Genomic DNA, 16,020 nt, shown 5'->3' with positions numbered 1-16,020 from the left:
ATGAATGCAAACTTCAGTACACGGAGTTGTCTCGCCGATTCTCCGTCGCGGGCGTGTCATTGCGCACGATGTTTGCCACTTTCGCGCACTTGTCTTCTTTGGCGGGAGTAATCTTCAGTGCGGCGTGCAATTCTTTCACGCGGTTGACCATGGCAGCCCAAGCAACAATTCCATTTTGGCGGCCTGTCTGTAACAGGGAATAGGGCACGATTCCCGAAAGCACCACGCTTCACTCGTAGAAGAGCATCGGCTGGATTCGCGGCGCGGCGAATCATTCTGGCGATACAAGGAGGCAACGTGGCGATTCGAATTGCATCTTGCTGGGAATCCGTTTCCCGTTCCGAAGCGGGCGCACGGAGGCCGCCGTGGGGAAGGCTGGCTTGCCTGGCGCTGGCCGCGGCTACATTAGCAGGCTATGTGCCGGCGAGTCACGCCGCCGTTTCCATCATGCGGCCGCCGCGCGAAGCGAGGTCCGACGAGCCGCTCGTCGTCACGATCGTCTACACCGGCGACGCGCCTTCCGGCACCTCCGTCGACGTGCCCCGCACCCTGAGCATCACGCTCACCAATGGCGAACAGTTGCCGAGGGCCGTGCTGCTCACGCGTCAACCCGGCGCGCCCGAGCACGTGCGGCTCGCAGCCGGTGATATGAAGGCGGTGAGTTACAGCGCGCCGTGGCCCGAATGGGCGCGCGGCGCTGTGAGAGTGGATGTGCCGGGCGTGGACGTTTCGCCTTCGGTCGTCCTGCTCACGCGCAAGCCGCGCGAGGCCGTGGCGAACGCGGCCACACCGGCCTCCGCGCCAGCGGCGGCAGCGGTTGCGCCTGCATCCACGCCGCTTGCCATCGGGCAGGCCGAAGGGCCGATGGCGGGCAACGAGTCGCTTGCGGCGCAAATGCCGCCCTCGACCGTGACGCCTTCGAATTCGATCGTGCCCAACCTGACCACTTTCCTGGCGGGCCGTCTTTCGTTCTACCAGCCCACTTATTTCGCGGACGGCTTTGCGTCGAACGACTCGGATCTGGCGAAATTCCAGGTCAGCTTCAAGTTCCGTTTCGTGTTGCCCGACGATCCGCGCTCGCGCAGTTTCGTCGACAACTTCTACTTCGCCTATACGCAAACGTCGCTGTGGGACATCAACAAGTATTCCGCGCCGTTCCGCGATACGAGCTACATGCCGGCGCTGTTCTATTACCTCGAAGACACGGGCTGGCGCTCGAAGTGGTTTACCCGCATGGGTATCGAGGCGGGCTACGAGCATGACTCGAACGGGGAAGACGGACCGGAATCGCGCGGTCTGGACTATTTCTACGTGAAGCCGATCTGGGATTTCGGGGACATCAACGCGAACCACCTGACGATTGCCCCGAAGATTTACGGGTACACGCACATTGCCGGGGAGAATTCGAACATTGCCGACTATCGCGGCTATGTGGACCTGCTGGTCAAATATGGCAGCCCGGATGGCTGGCAACTCGCGACGACGCTGAGAAAAGGCACGAAGTCGTGGTACGGCAGCGTGGATGCGCAACTCACATACCCCCTTGCGAAGCTGTTTGGCAACGCGTGGGGCGGGTACCTGTGGGTCGGCTATTTCAACGGCTACGGCGAGGATCTACTCGATTACAACCAGCACCGCTGGGCGGCGCGCATTGGTTTCAGCGTCTCGCGTTGATTCGGTATGCTAATGTTATGAAACGTTCGTGATCGTATGGCGGGATAGACCTCGGGCACCGTGCTTGCTCGCTGCACGCTTGCACGCGCACATCGGAGGAATGACCATGAATGACGAACGGGAAGAGCGTATCCGGCAACGCGCCTATCGGCTTTGGGAAGACGACGGCGCACCCGAAGGCCGGGCGGACGAATACTGGGGCCGCGCCGAAAAGCAGATTGACGCGGAATACGACGTAGAAGGAGATACGCCGAATAACGCGAGCGATCAGGCCAGCAAGCGCCGGCTTGCCGGTGACCCCTTGCAGGAAAGCGATTCCATGCCGCCCAGCGAACTGGCTCGCGACAAGCGGCGGGACGGCGCGTAACACTACCGCAAACGCGCCGCGCACCAGGCCGCCGTGACGATCTGTTCACACCTCAATGAGGTGCGAACAGATCGTTGCCGCGGGCGTTTTGTCTACCGCAATCAATTCGGATTACTAAAAATATAACTGAACATCCGCTTTCGCCACCACACTCCTTGTCGACTCCTGTGCGAGCCACGATGCGCGCCTCACGCATATTGGCGCGCAGTTAAGGTTTGGTTAAGCAACGGCAGCATATAGTCCCAGGCTATATCGTTTTGCCCACCATGCGGCGCAAGGAGTACTCATGTCCATCACCACGCGAAGCGTTATCGACGACGTGGTCAGCAAGGTCCCCGCCGTGACGTTCGGCTTCTGGATCATCAAGATTGCCTGCACCACGTTCGGCGAAACCGGCGGCGACTGGGTGACGATGTCATTGAATCTGGGCTATCTGGTCGGCACGCTCATTTTCCTTGCGTGCTTCGTCGTGCTCGTGGCGGCGCAGATCCGCGCGCAGCGCTTCTACCCGTGGCTTTACTGGGCGACCATCGTCGCAACGACCACGCTCGGCACGACGCTGGCCGACTTTTGCGACCGCTCGCTCGGCGTGGGCTATCCCGGCGGCGTGTCGATCATTCTGCTGCTGCTCGTGGCCAGCCTCGCGATCTGGTACCGCGTGGAGGGCACGGTTTCGATCGAAAGCGTGACGACGCCACGCGTCGAATGGTTTTACTGGACCACGATCCTCTTTTCACAGACGCTCGGCACGGCGCTGGGCGACTGGGTGGCGGGCGAAGACCGCGGCGGCCTTGGATTGGGCTACGAATACGGCGCCGCGATCTTTGGTGCGAGCCTCGTTATCGTGGCCCTGCTGGGGTTGTGGCCGCGCGTTTCGCGCACGGCGCTTTTCTGGTCCGCGTTCGTGCTGACGCGGCCGCTCGGCGCGACGCTGGGTGACTTCCTCGACAAACCGGTCGCCGATGGCGGTCTGCACGTCAGCCGTTTTTACGCCTCGGCGCTGCTGGCGATCTTTATCGTCGGCTGCATCGTCGTGCTGCCGCAGCGGGCCGCGCGCCGGGCGCATCGCGCGTAGCGCGCCGTGCATGGTTCACTGTGGCATCACGCAAGTGAAATTAGCCGCGAGATTCAGACTGCCTTTGCCTAAATAGCGCGCAAACGCGGGGTATCGGCATAGCGGCCGCGTGCGGCCGTTCGTGGCCTGCGCAATGTCGGTCGCGAACAGCGTTTCCGGCGCGCTGCCGTGCGTGACCCAGTCGTCGAGCGCGCCGAGCAGATCCACGGAAGGAATGAACACGCCATTGCCGTGCTGGAAGCCCGGCACCATGTAAAGGCGCATGAAACTGTCCACGCGCTCTTCGCCGTAACGCCCGATCAGCCCCTGGTAATACGCGATGGTCTGGTTCGGGCTGATGACTTCATCGGCGAGCCCTTGCAGGGTAATGAGCTTGCCGCCCCGCGCGATGTAGTGCGAGACGTCGGGATTCATCGCGCCGATCGTGCTCGACAGCGTGAAAAGCCGCTCGCGGTAGCGGCCGGGATGCATCACGTCGAAGGTGGTCGAATCGAAAGTCGGGTCGTGCGTGACGAAATACTTAAGGTAAGCATCGCCCTGGGCATACAGGTAGCCGTTGGTCACGAACCCCAGTGGCGTTTGCCGCTGCGGCGAATGCGCAAGACCCAGCATGCTCGTGAAGCGCGTGCCCTGGAAGACGTTGTAGCCGCGATAGCTGTCCGCGTTCCATGCGAGCGCATAGGGCAGGCGCAGCCCGTCGCGCAGGCTCTCCAGCGTTGCGATCTGCGGCGGCGTGAGACAGTCGTCGGCGGCGGCGTGCTGGCGATCCGGCTGATCCTGCGAGGGGCAACGCAGCGAATCGACGATCTCCGGCTCTTTCGCGCGGCAGCCTTCCACGTCGCTGATGAGGCCGTCCGCGGCGCCGTCGAGGGCGTCGCACACCTGCATCACGCGCGCGTATACATGCTCCAGCAACGGCGGCGAAACGTAACCGCCCGGCGTGCGATATTCGTGCTGGCCCACCACGACGCCGGTCAGGCGCACGCCCGAGAAGTTCAGCGCGGGCGAGTTCGCGATCACGCCGTCGTAGTCGTCGGGATAGCGCTGGATCACGGTGTAGCCTTCGCGGCCGCCCGTCGAGCCGCCCGCGAAATACACGTGCTCCGGAGCGCGCCCGTAGCCGAGCGTGATCAATGCGAGCGCAACGTCATGCGCTTTCTTCAAATGCGCATAGCCAAAGTTGGTCACGGCTTCTTCAAGCAGTCCGAAGTTTGCCTCAGACGACGTGCCGTTGTGGCCGGAGTCGTCGCCGAAGGTCGCATAGCCGCGCGCGAGCGGCGCGCGCTCGGGCGAGAAGGGCATCGGGCCGGTGCCCGTCACCACCACGCCGTTGTAGCCGCCGCCGCCGAATTGCAGCGCGCGGCCGTTCCAGCGGCTCGGCAGGTTGACCTCGAAGCGGATGTCCGGCGTGCCCGCGCTCTGGGCGCGTATCACGCCAGTCAGACGGCAGAAGTCGCCGTTGAGATTGCCGGTGGCGGTCGCGGGGATCATCGCGGCGCTCTGCACGAGCGCCCCGTTGGTGGGCATGCCGATGCTCGCGGGCGGCAGCAGTGCGCCGGCAAGGTCGGCGCAGTGCAGCGGCGTCGTGGGCTTATGCTGCGCGAAAACGTGGCCGCTGGCGGTGAGCGTGAGCGCGGCGATGGCGGTCGCCCTGAGGGATTCGAGCGCGCGCTTGCCCCGTCGTATCATCCGCAGCCCGCTCCGTTGACGCTTGCGCGGGCTTTCGGGCGCCCGAGCTTCCCTTGCCACACTCGGGCGAGCAGGAGCGTCGCGCCGATCGCGACGATGTCGCCGGCCAGCGCCGCGCCCAATGCCGCCGCGCCGTGCAGCGCATGCGGCGTGCCGGTGTCGACGATCACCGAGATCATCGTGCCGCCGACGAAGCACACGAGCCCCGTACGGCCCACGGTCACAACGGCAGGCAGGCGCGCGGCGATCCGCGCGATCGTGCCGCGGTGGACGAAATACGCCGCCACCATCGCAATGCCGATGAAATTGACGACGCGCGCGAAGGCGAGATGCTGTTTCATGGCTCCGGGCAGGGGTTGAGTCAGGACGAACCATTTAACCGCCGCGAACAGCGCCACGGCGGCGAACGCGAATCGCACCAGCCAGCGCGCGGTTTCCGAGGTCTCGAAACCGGGCGGAACCGGATGCAAGCGGCAGAGCATGCCGAATACGAACATCAACTGCCACGCGAACGGGTTGAACTGCCAGTTCGCAAATGTGCTCGCGCCGATGAGCGCGGCGAGCAGCGGCGCGAAGGCCCATAGCAGCAAACTGCAGACCAGCGTGGACAGCGGCGCGCGGCAGCCGAACGGCACGGCGGCGGGCACACACAACGCAAATATGACATACATCGGCAGCACGCTCGACAGATACGGCTGGCGCGCGAGCAACACGACGTGCAATGTCTCGTGCACGGGATGCGTGGCGAACGACGCCCAGCCGCTCAAGTCGGCGGCGGCGGGGTTCAGGTGCAGGAGCGCGAGTATCGCGCCGGAGACCAGCGTGAGCAGGGCGGTCAGCAGATAGGCGCGGTAGATTTCCCAACTGCGCCGCAGGAAGCGCCCTTGCGCCGCGCGCAGGCCACGGTGCGCGCGCACGGCCATATACGCCGCGGCGGACGCGTAGCCGCCGAGAAACACGAATACTTCCGCGGAGTCGCACAACGCATAGGCGTGCAACATCACATGCGACAGCGCGCTGCCCGGAATGTGATCGAGCACGATCACGATCAGCACGACGCCGCGAAAAAAATCGACTTCGATCGATCGTTCCTGGCCAGACTCCATGGTGCCCTCGCAGGCATCGCGCAGGCGCGGCTCAAACCGGCGGCCGCCGCGCGATGAATGGCAGGGCGGCGGATTACGATCTGTAGCGCCGCCCAATTGCGTACGAGAGCATCCCGCAGGTATTGTTCCCTGCTCGCGGCGGCATCAGGATTTCATGCGCCGGCGGCGGCGCGCTCGATCGCCGCGATGTCGATCTTGCGCATTTGCATCATCGCCTCCATTGCGCGCTTGCCAGCCTCGCGATCGGCGCCGAATACGCATTCGAGCAGCCGTTTCGGCGTGATCTGCCACGAAAAGCCCCAGCGGTCCTTGCACCAGCCGCAGTCCGACTCCTCGCCGCCATTGCCGACGATGGCGTTCCAGTAGCGGTCGGTTTCTTCCTGGCTGTGGGTCTCGACCATGAAGCTCACCGCCTGGTTCGCGTGGAACTCGGGGCCGCCGTTCAGGCCCGCGAAGCGCCGGCCGAGCACGGTGAATTCGACCAGCAGTTCCGCACCCGCGCCGATGCCCGGTATAGGGGAAACATGAGCCGTCGCGACATGGCTGTCCGGAAACGTCGCGGCGTAGAACTCGGCCGCTTCGCGCGCTTTCCCTTCGTCGAACCACAGGCAAGTCACAAGCTCCGTCATCACGACCTCCTTTTGAGAAGCACGCCTCATTGCCGGCGCGCACCGCTCATTGTGACAAAGCCTTGGCGGTGCGTGGGATTTTTGCTCGCTGAACGCGGCGGCTGGTTGAGGCAATGTTCGATTGCGAGCGTTTACGGGGATCTAAGGATAGCCAGCTTGCCGCTTCCCCGATGTGATTCGGACTGCGATGCAATGCAAAACGCGAGATTCGCGCGCGTGCAGGCATGACGAGCCGTGCCCAACGAATCGAAGAGCAGGGGATTACTTCAGGAATGCTTGACGATAGACATTTGGCGCAGCGCCGAACGCGTCGCGGAAACGATGGCTGAAGTGGCTCGCGTTCGCGTATCCGCACTCTGCCGCAATCTGTGCGAGCGGCCGGGCCGTGGTGCGCACGAGAAGGCGGGCGCGTTCGAGTCGCTGCGCCGCGATCCACGCGTGCGGCGGCTGCCCGAATGAGGCGCGGAACATGCGCGCGAGATGGTATTCGGAAAGGCACGCGACGTCGGCCAGTGCGCCGAGCGTCAGCGTTTCGCCCAGATGGGCGTCGATATAGTCGCGCAGGCGCCGCCGCGCCGACACCGCAAGCCCGCCCTTGAGGACCGCGCCCGGCCGCCGCACGCCCTGGCTGCGCAGCAGCAGGCTCAACACCTCGTGCGCCGTTTCGTTGCTGCGCAGAAGCCCCTCCGGATCGTCCCAGTCCTCGTTGGCCAGTGTCTGGCAGAGCACGGCGATCCGGGCGTCTTCGAAATAGGTGCGATCGGCCAGCGTGAGTTCGCGCGGTTCGCGGTCGAGTTCGCGCACCGCGCGCTGCGTGAAATGCTCGGGCAGGAAATACAGATGCATGAAATGCATGTGGCCGCGCACCCACCAGCGCGATTCATGATCGCCGGGCAATGCGCACAGGCGGCTTGGCGCACCGTACACGCCGGGCAGTTTCTGCCGCTCCGTGCGATAGCCGCCGTCGAGATAGCACGACAGCGTGTGATGGCCCGGCCGATCGTAGACGGTTTCGGCCTCGCGCGTCTCGCGTGTCCACACGGCGGCCGCAAGTTGATCGCCGAGCCACGCAAAGCGCTCCAGCGTCGCGTTCGCCGCGCTCAGCGTTTGGCATACCGAGTGCAAACCGAAGGGCGTGTCGGCGGAGGCGGGGGCGGGCGCGGGAGGCGACACCTGCGCGTTCATGTTCGGGGCGGCGGGCTGCAAGGCGGTGATAGAGGCGTCAAGAGCGTTATCAATGCGGATTCCGAGTATACGCTCGCGCTCTCGCCGTTGCCCGCCGCGCCCGGGCGCTGGCAAGAAATGCGCAATCCTGGACAAGTCCGCGACGCGCGTGTGCGCCATAGTTGGAGCATCGAATCGAGGTCCCTTCCCGCAATGAATCTCTTGCTCTACGTGCTCACCGTGCTGATCTGGGGCACCACCTGGATCGCTATCAAGTGGCAGCTCGGCGTGGTACCCGCGCCCGTTTCTATCGCCTGGCGCTTCGGCCTCGCGGCGCTCCTCGTATTCGCGCTACTGGCCGCGATGCGCCGACCCGTATGGCCGCCGCGCGCGGCATGGCGCTATCTCGTCGCGCAGGGGCTTGCGCTTTTCTGCCTCAATTTCCTGTGCTTTTACTACGCCGAGAGCATCGTGCCCAGCGGGCTCGTCGCCGTGGTGTTCTCGACCGCGCCGCTCCTGAATTCGATCAACGGGCGCCTTTTCATGGGCCGGCCGCTGCAACCGGCCGCCGTGGGCGGCGCGGTGCTCGGCCTGATCGGCATCGTGTGCCTCTTCGTGCAGCAGATGGCCGGCCATATCGGCGATCAGACCGCATGGCTCGGCCTCGCGGTGGCGTTTCTCGGCACGCTCTGTTTTTCCACGGGCAACCTGCTGTCGAGCCGCATGCAGTCGATGGGCCTCCATCCACTCGTCACGAATGGCTGGGCCATGCTGATCGGCACCGTGGTGCTCGTGGCGGGCAGCGCCGTGGCCGGATTGCCGTTTCGCCTGGAAACGGATGCGCGCTACCTCGGCGCGCTGGCGTGGCTCGTCGTGGCGGGGTCGGTGATCGGATTCACGGCCTACCTGACGCTGGTTGGCCGCATCGGGCCCGAGCGCGCGGCGTATTGCACGGTCCTGTTTCCCATCGTGGCGCTGGCCGTTTCGACGGTCTACGAGGGTTATCGCTGGTCCTTACTTGCCGTTGCCGGCCTTCTGCTGGTCGTTGCGGGCAACCTCGTGGCGTTCGACCTGACGCGGCGTCTGTTCGCGCGGCGCACGCGGGCTGCGTGAGCAAAAAGAAGCGCCCGGAATAAATTCATCGTTTGCACTAAAGATTCGTCTGAAGGTTGCCGATACCCTCGGATGAGCAGATTAATATGAATGCAAACACGCGGCGTGCGAGCCGCTCCGGGGTGACTGCCTACGTCCGCGCCTGCGCGCGCTGTTCATTTTCCTCGCGAGCGCGCTCCCAGCACAACGACGGGAGAGGCCGGTAATGAAGGTTCACGCAAGTGCGCTTACCCTGCTGCGCTGGCTGGCGCAGCGTGAAAGCGCGTCGGTCAGCGAAATGACCGCGTCGGGCTTGATGAGTTCGCGCGAAGCCTCCGACGTCGTGCGCTACGCCATGCGCAACGGCGCCGCCGAGCGTGTCAATACGGGCGCGAGCGCGCGGGGTTCCGCGCGCTACCGCTCGACCGGCGTGCCTTTGCCGGAGCCGCGGACCGCGTCGGCCGGCGCGTCGTTTGACGGCTTGTTGAACGCATGGGGAATCGCCCGGCAGCCCCCCGAACTTCCCGCGCTGCGTACGCGCGTGTATCAGATCGAAGATAACAGTCAAACAAAAGCGCAATGACTGAATTTAAGCGAGGGTGACTGAGAAAATAAACGTAGTGCCAGCATGAGGCCGTTTCAGCTCCTGCGCGGGCGGCCTCGATTAAAAAGAGAGTAAAGACGAGAAAAACATGAGAGTACGTCCTTATCAATTCCGGGGAAAATGCGCCTTGCTGATCGCAGCCATGGCAGGCGTTGCTTCATTTGCAATTTGCGAGTCCTCTGCGCAGGCCGCCTTGGGCGGGAGGCTCGACTCGGGCCAGATCGAAGCCTCCGTGCTCAAAGGTCAATTGACCTCGACTCAAGCGACCTCGACCTACACGACCCAGGTCATTACGTTGCCCACGGGCACGACGGTGCGCGAATACGCGAATGCCGCCGGGCAGGTTTTCGCCGTGACCTGGAGCGGGCCGCGGCCGCCGGACCTTTCGCAATTGTTCGGAACTTACTTTTCCGAATACAAGGCTTCGCTTCAGACACCGGCTCACAGCGACCTGCATCGACACGTGGATGTCGAATCGGCGCAAATGAAATATGTGGGAGGCGGACGCATGAACAGCATGCGAGGCACGGCCTGGCTGCCGGCCGCGGTTCCGACGGGCGTCACGCCGGAGGACCTGCAATGAGCGCGATTCGCAACGCATTTCTGGCAGTGGGCGCCTGTCTCGCGCTGGCCGCGTGCGGCGGCGGTGGCGGTGGCAACGGTGGCGGCAGCACGAGCACCAGCAGCGGCAGCGGTGGCCAGACGGCGCAATCGAGCGCGCCGGGTTCGCAGGGCACGAGCAACAACGGAAACCAGGACAACCCGCCGGCGGGCGCCACTACCGTCAATAACGTTTTGCCGATTCGGGTGGACACTGCATTAGCGCCCGCCGGCGGCGGCTACGCCCCCAATCTCCCGGTGGCCACGGTGACGGTGTGCGTTCACGGCACCACGCAATGTACGACCGTGAGCGACGTTCTGGTGGACACCGGCTCGGTCGGGCTGCGCCTCACGGCCTCGGCGCTCGGCGCCCTCGCGAACGTGCTGCCCACGCAAACGGACGCCAGCGGCAACGTTCTCGGCGAGTGCTATCCGTTCGCGGACGGACGCTACTTCTGGGGACCCGTGGCTTCCGCCGATATCAAGCTGGCCGGCGAGACCGCGACCAACGTGCCGATGATGATCGACGGCACGCCGGGCGGATTCCCCGCTGCGCCGGGCGCCTGCGGCATCACGCTCGCGGACACGCCTTCGGTCATCGGCGCCAACGGCATTCTGGGCGTTGCGAATCTCGTGCAGGATTGCCCGAGCTGCACGAGCAATGCGTCGAACGGCATTTACTATTCGTGCAATATGGCGACGGGCACCTGCGCGTCGACGGCGGTGACCGCCACGGCGCAGATCCAGAATCCGGTGGCACTTTTCCCGCAGGACAACAACGGCGTCATCGTGGAGCTGCCTTCCATTTCCGCTGCGGGGCAGGCGTCCGTGGACGGTTCGCTCGTCTTCGGCATAGGAACGCAAACGAACAATACGTTCAACGCGACGTCGGTGCTGGGGTATGACGCGAATCAGTTCATTTCGACCCGTTACAACGGGCAGGTGCTGCCCGAGTCGTACATCGATAGCGGGTCTAACGGCCTGTACTTCCCCGACAGCACACTGACCCAGTGCGCGGGGGGCACCGGCTGGTACTGCCCGGCGGCCACTCAGGCACTGACGGCGACAGCCTTCGGCAACGCGGGCGCCACGACGCCGGTGAACCTGTCGTTCACGGTCGCTAACGAAAATGCGCTTGCGAGTACGCACGCATCGGCTTTCAGCAATCTCGCGGGAAGCGGCGCGCGCGCCACGTTCGACTGGGGCTTGCCGTTCTTCTTCGGGCGCCACGTCTACTTCGCGATTGCGAACCGGACGGCGCCTGGCGGAGCCGCGCCTTACGTCGCGTTCTGATGGCTGATTGACCGCGTGCAGTTCCGGCGCGGCAAAAAAGGGCGATCACGCTGCACGTGCGTGATCGCCCTTGTTTTTTTCGTTACCCGGGTTTGCGCGGCGGCGGGCTGTGTCGCGCGAGGAATCGATCGAGCTGACCGGCGAACGCCTTACTGTCACGCGCGCTGAAGGGCGCCGGACCGCCCGTATCGATGCCCGCGTTGCGCAGTTGATCCATCACGTCGCGCATCGTCAGCCGTTCCTGAATGTTTTCCCGCGTGAACCAGTTGCCGCGCGGGTCGAGCGCTTGCGCGCGTTTGTCGAGCACGGCGGCGGCAAGCGGTATGTCGGCGGTAATCACCAGGTCGCCCGGTTCGGCCAGCTCGACAATGCGGGCGTCGGCGGCGTCGAATCCCGCCGGCACCTGGATCGACTTGATGAAGGGCGACGGCGGCGTGCGAAGGTATTGGTTTGCCACCAGCGTCACCGGGACTTCGGCGCGCCGGGCGGCACGAAACAGCATGTCCTTGATGACGGCGGGGCAGGCGTCGGCGTCGACCAGCACTTGCATGGAGATGGTTGCCTCGTGATGGTGATCTTCAGGCCAGCGCTTTCGCGTGAAATGCCATATGTTCGCCGATAAAGCTGGCGATGAAGTAATAACTGTGGTCGTAGCCTTCGCGCATGTTGAGTTGCAGCGGGTGTCCTGCCTTTTCGCAGGCGGCCTGCAGCAGTGGCGGACGTAGCTGCGTGTTCAGGAATTCGTCGCCGCCGCCTTGCTCGACGAGCAGCGGCAGCTTTTCTTTAGCATGGCTGACCAGTTCCACGGCGTCATACTGCTTCCACGCTTCGCGGTCGTCGCCAAGGTAAGCGGCGAACGCCTTTTCTCCCCAGGGCACCTGGCTCGGCGCGACGATCGGCGAGAACGCCGATACGCTGCGATAACGCCCCGGATTGCGCAGCGCAATGACGAGCGCGCCGTGGCCGCCCATCGAGTGTCCGCTGATCGCGCGTACGTCGCTCGCGGCGAAACCGGCTTCGATCACGGCCGGCAATTCGGAAACCACGTAGTCGTACATGCGGAAATGCTTCGCCCACGGTTCCTGCGTGGCGTTCAGGTAGAAGCCCGCGCCCTGGCCGAGATCGTAGTCGGGCGAATCGGGCACCTCGCTGCCTCGCGGACTGGTGTCCGGCGCGACGACGATGATCCCGTGCTGAGCCGCGTAACGTTGCACGCCTGCCTTCGTGATGAAATTCTGCTCCGTGCAGGTCAGGCCCGAAAGCCAGTACAGCACGGGACATTTTTGTCCGCGCAACGCGGCTTCGGGCAGATAGACGCCAAACTTCATTTCGCCGCCAACGGCGGAAGAAGCGTGCTTCCAGACTTCCTGGCTTCCGCCGTCGCTGACGTGTCGTTCAATGCGTTCCATAAGCGCTCAGGCCTCGCGGTAAGTGCCTTTGGCCTTGGCGGCCTGGGTGGCAAGAATATCCATGAGCGCGGGGCTCAGGCAGTCGTACGGCTCCAGGCCCTTGTCGCGCAGCGTTTGGCGCACGTCGGCCATGGCCGAGGGCGGCGTGCCGCTCTCGATGATCGAGGAAACGAACGCCGCGAAGCCGGGGCCGTCCCAACCCGCATCGGTCGATAGCTCCGTGTGTATGAAATCGAGGCCATGAAATGCGTGGTTCTTGTCCTCGATGCGGCCATACAGATGCGTGCCGCAAGCGGTGCACGCGTGGCGCTGGATCGCGGCCTTGTCGTCCACGACCTTCAGCTTTTCACCGTGCGCCGTCACCGTCAGCTTCTCGCGCGGCACGACGCCCACGACGGAAAACAGCGCGCCCGCGGGTTTCCAGCATTTCGTGCATCCGCAGGCGTGGTTGAACAGGACCTGCGAGTCGATGCGCACTTCGACCGGGTCCTGCGCGCACCGGCAGCGCAGCGTGCCGCCCGCGAAGTTTTCGGCGCCTTTCTGGATGCCGCGATCAACTGTGGGGTGAATGGCTGAGGTCATGGCTTCTCTCCTTCGTTGCGTGTCAGTAATGAACGACGGTCCGGATCGATTTGCCCTCGTGCATCAGGTCGAATGCTTCGTTGATGTCCGAAAGCGGCTTGGTGTGCGTGACGAACGGCGCGAGCTGGATCTTGCCCGCCATGGCGTCTTCGACCATGCCCGGCAACTGCGAGCGGCCTTTCACGCCGCCGAAGGCCGTGCCCAGCCAGCGGCGGCCGGTCACGAGCTGGAACGGGCGCGTGGAGATCTCCTGACCCGCGCCGGCCACGCCGATCACGACCGACTGGCCCCAGCCGCGATGCGCGCATTCGAGCGCCGCACGCATGACGTTGACGTTGCCGATACATTCGAAGCTGTGGTCCACGCCCCAGCCAGTCATGTCCACGATCACCTGCTGAATGGGCTTTTCGTGATCGCCGGGGTTCACGCAGTCGGTGGCGCCAAAGGCGCGCGCCAGATCGAACTTGCCCGAATTGGTGTCGATGGCGATGATGCGGCCCGCTTTGGCGAGCTTCGCGCCCTGAATCACGGCAAGCCCGATGCCGCCCAGGCCAAATACGGCGACGCTATCGCCTTCCTGCACCTTGGCGGTATTTTTCACCGCACCCAGACCCGTGGTCACGCCGCAACCCAGCAGGCACACCTGCTCGGGGTTGGCTTGCGGGTTGATCTTCGCGAGCGACACCTCGGCCACCACGGTGTATTCGCTGAACGTCGAGCAGCCCATGTAGTGATAGAGCGGCTGGCCGTTGTAGCTGAAGCGCGACGTGCCGTCCGGCATCACGCCCTTGCCCTGGGTGGCGCGCACGGACACGCACAGATTGGTCTTGCCGCTCTTGCAGAACAGGCACTCGCCGCATTCGGCGGTGTAGAGCGGAATCACGTGATCGCCCGGCTTCACGCTGGTCACGCCTTCGCCTACTTCCACGACGACTCCCGCGCCCTCATGACCAAGCACGACGGGGAAGAGGCCTTCGGGGTCGTCGCCCGAAAGCGTGAAGGCGTCGGTATGGCAAACGCCCGTATGCGTGATCTTCACGAGCACCTCGCCTTTGCGCGGCGGTTCGACGTCGATCTCCACGATTTCGAGGGGTTTGCCCGGCGCAAATGCAACTGCAGCACGCGATTTCATAGTAGTCCTGTAAAAGAAAGGGTTCGGCCAACCAGGGCGGGACGTCCCGCAGCGGGCTAGCGCAAATAGGTTCGAACGAGGGTCACGACGTCGTCGATCGATCCCGGGGATTGTGCTGATCCTGCAAGGTGGGTGAACTCTTCGCGCAAATGGCTTTCGAGCACACCGGCCATCACGCCGTTGATCGCGCCGCGAATGGCCGCCAGTTGCTGGAGCACCGGCGCGCAATCCGCGCCTTCCTCCAGCGCGCGTTCGAGCGCGTCGAGCTGGCCGCGAACCCTGCGCACGCGTGTCAGCACGCGCTTCTTTTCTTCGGGAGAATGAGGCATGACAGCTTCAGGATTGGGATACTGCTGGGCAGTATAGGCGAATACTGCCGGGGAGTATAGGTTTGCATCGATTTAACCGATGCTCAGTGTGCCCGGACCGCTCCCTAAAACCGGCAGTTTTCAATCTTGTAGCGCGAAGGGGATTTGCCGCTGTTTTCGAGAAAGAAACGCGAGAACGCGGAAGGAGAGGAAAAGCCGAGAAGATCGCCGACAGCCGCAACCGAGTAATCCGCGAGCGGCAGCAACCGCCTCGCTTCTTCGAGCCGCGCGTGGGACAGGATCGATTGAAAGTTCGTCCCTTCGCCCTGCAGGCGCCGATGCAGCGTCGAGCGCGAAATGCCGAGGCGCCCGCAGACTTCCTCCATCGGGTTCGAAAATGGCAGGCCCGCATGCGCTTCACGAATCATCTTCGTCACGAATTCTTCGATTCTCGAAGAAAAGGAATGGCCCAGAAGAAAGCGCCTGATATCGGCATCGGCCTGGCCGCAGAGAATGTTTTCCGTGATCTCGTTGTACTTGCCATACGGCACGTCTGCCGAGCCGGTTTTTATCAGCATGCGGTTACGACCTTGCCTGAATTTCACTGTCGCGCCGCACAGATGCGATAGCTGTGAGACGGGCGCAAACGCCTCTCCAGTCAACTCGATCTGGGTGGGATACGGCTCGTCGTCGTTGTACTGTTCGGCCAGCCGGATCAGCAGCAGAAAATTATAGAAAGCGCTCGATGAACTTTTGCGCGCGCCGTCCAGAACGTATTCGAATTCGAATGTCTGGCCTGCGCGCCTGACCTTCACGGTATCGACATTCCCGATGAGGACGCGATAACGCAAAAACTGGTCAAAGGCCTTCGTGAGCGTCGGGCTATTCGTGACGATGGCCAATAACGTGCTAATAGGCGCGCGAAACGAATAACTGGAAAAAATTTCGAGCCGCTCCGAAGCCTGGTAGCCAGGCTCCAGCAGATTGAGCATCGCAATGTGCTTGTGAGCGGGGATGCGCCCGTACGGATGGGCGAGTTCGGCCTCCGTTATGCCGGTGAGACGCGTGAAATCGTGCGGCGACATGCCGTGCTCGACGGCGGACTTGAGCGAGAGTTGGGCAAGGACGTTTGAAACGGTCTTTTGATCGGTTGTCATGGGGAGACACCATGGAACGGGGAAACGTCGCCTCGGCTAACCGCTTGTAGCGGGTGACTTTAGCATCCTTGCTTCAAACCTCAAATGGCCCGATACGTCTGGATTTCACTAACCGCTATTCGATGCGCCTGTGCGGCGA

Annotated in this window: 18 protein-coding genes; 7 read left to right on the top strand and 11 right to left on the bottom strand. The window is 63.7% G+C overall.

The window, feature by feature from the left end:
• Positions 1-13 precede the first annotated feature (13 nt).
• On the bottom strand, positions 14-226 hold the full coding sequence (locus U5768_RS04300) for a hypothetical protein (RefSeq protein ID WP_322029144.1): 213 nt from the start codon (positions 224-226) through the stop codon (positions 14-16).
• A gap of 191 nt (positions 227-417) precedes the next feature.
• Here U5768_RS04300 and U5768_RS04295 point away from each other — a divergent pair, with 191 nt between their 5' ends.
• The 3 genes from U5768_RS04295 (at position 418) to U5768_RS04285 (ending at position 3,116) form a co-directional block, all read left to right on the top strand.
• Positions 418-1,674, top strand: coding sequence for a phospholipase A (locus U5768_RS04295; RefSeq protein WP_322029143.1), 1,257 nt, complete (start codon positions 418-420; stop codon positions 1,672-1,674).
• A gap of 100 nt (positions 1,675-1,774) precedes the next feature.
• The gene (locus U5768_RS04290) at positions 1,775-2,041 is read left to right on the top strand and encodes a DUF2934 domain-containing protein (RefSeq protein ID WP_415913846.1); all 267 of its coding nucleotides are present in this window, start codon (positions 1,775-1,777) and stop codon (positions 2,039-2,041) included.
• 286 nt (positions 2,042-2,327) lie between these two features.
• A complete protein-coding gene (locus U5768_RS04285) occupies positions 2,328-3,116 on the top strand; it encodes a hypothetical protein (RefSeq protein ID WP_322029142.1) in 789 nt (262 codons plus the stop codon).
• Positions 3,117-3,131: 15 nt separating this feature from the next.
• On the opposite strand, the gene U5768_RS04280 is transcribed toward U5768_RS04285, so the two are convergent.
• The 4 genes from U5768_RS04280 to U5768_RS04265 all read right to left on the bottom strand — a co-directional run bounded on the left by U5768_RS04280 (position 3,132) and on the right by U5768_RS04265 (position 7,725).
• On the bottom strand, positions 3,132-4,805 hold the full coding sequence (locus U5768_RS04280) for a tannase/feruloyl esterase family alpha/beta hydrolase (protein ID WP_322029141.1): 1,674 nt from the start codon (positions 4,803-4,805) through the stop codon (positions 3,132-3,134).
• Positions 4,802-5,911 carry an OpgC domain-containing protein gene (opgC, locus tag U5768_RS04275; RefSeq protein ID WP_322029140.1) on the bottom strand — a complete coding sequence of 370 codons (1,110 nt, stop codon included), beginning with the start codon at positions 5,909-5,911 and terminating at the stop codon, positions 4,802-4,804. The genes U5768_RS04280 and opgC overlap by 4 nt, the downstream gene beginning before the upstream one ends.
• Positions 5,912-6,063: 152 nt before the next feature.
• Positions 6,064-6,540, bottom strand: a complete 477-nt coding sequence (locus U5768_RS04270; protein WP_322029139.1) for a VOC family protein — start codon at positions 6,538-6,540, stop codon at positions 6,064-6,066.
• A 261-nt stretch (positions 6,541-6,801) separates the two neighbouring features.
• Entirely contained in the window at positions 6,802-7,725 is a 924-nt protein-coding gene (locus U5768_RS04265; protein ID WP_322029138.1) for an AraC family transcriptional regulator, read from the bottom strand.
• A gap of 192 nt (positions 7,726-7,917) precedes the next feature.
• Between U5768_RS04265 and U5768_RS04260 the strand changes: the two genes are divergently transcribed.
• The 4 genes from U5768_RS04260 (at position 7,918) to U5768_RS04245 (ending at position 11,293) form a co-directional block, all read left to right on the top strand.
• The gene (locus U5768_RS04260; RefSeq protein ID WP_322029137.1) at positions 7,918-8,817 is read left to right on the top strand and encodes a DMT family transporter; all 900 of its coding nucleotides are present in this window, start codon (positions 7,918-7,920) and stop codon (positions 8,815-8,817) included.
• A 205-nt stretch (positions 8,818-9,022) separates the two neighbouring features.
• Positions 9,023-9,379, top strand: a complete 357-nt coding sequence (locus U5768_RS04255; protein WP_322029136.1) for a hypothetical protein — start codon at positions 9,023-9,025, stop codon at positions 9,377-9,379.
• 109 nt (positions 9,380-9,488) lie between these two features.
• Positions 9,489-9,983: a DUF2844 domain-containing protein gene (locus U5768_RS04250; RefSeq protein WP_322029135.1), complete on the top strand. Its 495-nt coding sequence runs from the start codon at positions 9,489-9,491 to the stop codon at positions 9,981-9,983.
• Positions 9,980-11,293: a DUF3443 family protein gene (locus U5768_RS04245; protein ID WP_322029134.1), complete on the top strand. Its 1,314-nt coding sequence runs from the start codon at positions 9,980-9,982 to the stop codon at positions 11,291-11,293. The genes U5768_RS04250 and U5768_RS04245 overlap by 4 nt, the downstream gene beginning before the upstream one ends.
• Before the next feature lie 82 nt (positions 11,294-11,375).
• On the opposite strand, the gene U5768_RS04240 is transcribed toward U5768_RS04245, so the two are convergent.
• From U5768_RS04240 to U5768_RS04215, 6 genes are all read right to left on the bottom strand, one after another.
• Positions 11,376-11,843 (bottom strand): YaiI/YqxD family protein, encoded by a 468-nt coding sequence (locus tag U5768_RS04240; RefSeq protein WP_322029133.1) that lies wholly within the window; start codon positions 11,841-11,843, stop codon positions 11,376-11,378.
• Positions 11,844-11,871: 28 nt separating this feature from the next.
• Positions 11,872-12,702 carry an S-formylglutathione hydrolase gene (gene fghA, locus U5768_RS04235; protein ID WP_322029132.1) on the bottom strand — a complete coding sequence of 277 codons (831 nt, stop codon included), beginning with the start codon at positions 12,700-12,702 and terminating at the stop codon, positions 11,872-11,874.
• Between the two features lie 6 nt (positions 12,703-12,708).
• On the bottom strand, positions 12,709-13,284 hold the full coding sequence (gfa, locus tag U5768_RS04230; protein ID WP_322029131.1) for an S-(hydroxymethyl)glutathione synthase: 576 nt from the start codon (positions 13,282-13,284) through the stop codon (positions 12,709-12,711).
• A 22-nt stretch (positions 13,285-13,306) separates the two neighbouring features.
• Entirely contained in the window at positions 13,307-14,416 is a 1,110-nt protein-coding gene (locus U5768_RS04225) for an S-(hydroxymethyl)glutathione dehydrogenase/class III alcohol dehydrogenase (RefSeq protein ID WP_322029130.1), read from the bottom strand.
• A 56-nt stretch (positions 14,417-14,472) separates the two neighbouring features.
• Positions 14,473-14,745 carry a formaldehyde-responsive transcriptional repressor FrmR gene (gene frmR / locus U5768_RS04220; protein ID WP_322029129.1) on the bottom strand — a complete coding sequence of 91 codons (273 nt, stop codon included), beginning with the start codon at positions 14,743-14,745 and terminating at the stop codon, positions 14,473-14,475.
• A gap of 104 nt (positions 14,746-14,849) precedes the next feature.
• Entirely contained in the window at positions 14,850-15,881 is a 1,032-nt protein-coding gene (locus U5768_RS04215; RefSeq protein ID WP_322029128.1) for an AraC family transcriptional regulator, read from the bottom strand.
• Positions 15,882-16,020 lie beyond the last annotated feature (139 nt).

The organism is Paraburkholderia sp. J76 (assembly GCF_905220295.1).
Taxonomy (GTDB): Bacteria; Pseudomonadota; Gammaproteobacteria; order Burkholderiales; family Burkholderiaceae; genus Paraburkholderia.
The sequence above is the reverse complement of the archived record's forward strand: the minus strand, read 5'-3'. Positions and strand labels throughout refer to the sequence as shown.

Bases quoted from the DNA above. Each gene is read 5' to 3' on its own strand.
- U5768_RS04270 (WP_322029139.1), bottom strand. From the start codon at position 6,540: ATGACGGAGCTTGTGACTTGCCTGTGGTTCGACGAAGGGAAAGCGCGC.
- gfa (WP_322029131.1), bottom strand. From the start codon at position 13,284: ATGACCTCAGCCATTCACCCCACAGTTGATCGCGGCATCCAGAAAGGC.
- opgC (WP_322029140.1), bottom strand. From the start codon at position 5,911: ATGGAGTCTGGCCAGGAACGATCGATCGAAGTCGATTTTTTTCGCGGC.
- fghA (WP_322029132.1), bottom strand. From the start codon at position 12,702: ATGGAACGCATTGAACGACACGTCAGCGACGGCGGAAGCCAGGAAGTC.
- U5768_RS04250 (WP_322029135.1), top strand. From the start codon at position 9,489: ATGAGAGTACGTCCTTATCAATTCCGGGGAAAATGCGCCTTGCTGATC.
- frmR (WP_322029129.1), bottom strand. From the start codon at position 14,745: ATGCCTCATTCTCCCGAAGAAAAGAAGCGCGTGCTGACACGCGTGCGC.
- U5768_RS04290 (WP_415913846.1), top strand. From the start codon at position 1,775: ATGACCATGAATGACGAACGGGAAGAGCGTATCCGGCAACGCGCCTAT.
- U5768_RS04260 (WP_322029137.1), top strand. From the start codon at position 7,918: ATGAATCTCTTGCTCTACGTGCTCACCGTGCTGATCTGGGGCACCACC.
- U5768_RS04265 (WP_322029138.1), bottom strand. From the start codon at position 7,725: ATGAACGCGCAGGTGTCGCCTCCCGCGCCCGCCCCCGCCTCCGCCGAC.
- U5768_RS04240 (WP_322029133.1), bottom strand. From the start codon at position 11,843: ATGCAAGTGCTGGTCGACGCCGACGCCTGCCCCGCCGTCATCAAGGAC.
- U5768_RS04255 (WP_322029136.1), top strand. From the start codon at position 9,023: ATGAAGGTTCACGCAAGTGCGCTTACCCTGCTGCGCTGGCTGGCGCAG.
- U5768_RS04285 (WP_322029142.1), top strand. From the start codon at position 2,328: ATGTCCATCACCACGCGAAGCGTTATCGACGACGTGGTCAGCAAGGTC.
- U5768_RS04280 (WP_322029141.1), bottom strand. From the start codon at position 4,805: ATGATACGACGGGGCAAGCGCGCGCTCGAATCCCTCAGGGCGACCGCC.
- U5768_RS04215 (WP_322029128.1), bottom strand. From the start codon at position 15,881: ATGACAACCGATCAAAAGACCGTTTCAAACGTCCTTGCCCAACTCTCG.
- U5768_RS04245 (WP_322029134.1), top strand. From the start codon at position 9,980: ATGAGCGCGATTCGCAACGCATTTCTGGCAGTGGGCGCCTGTCTCGCG.
- U5768_RS04225 (WP_322029130.1), bottom strand. From the start codon at position 14,416: ATGAAATCGCGTGCTGCAGTTGCATTTGCGCCGGGCAAACCCCTCGAA.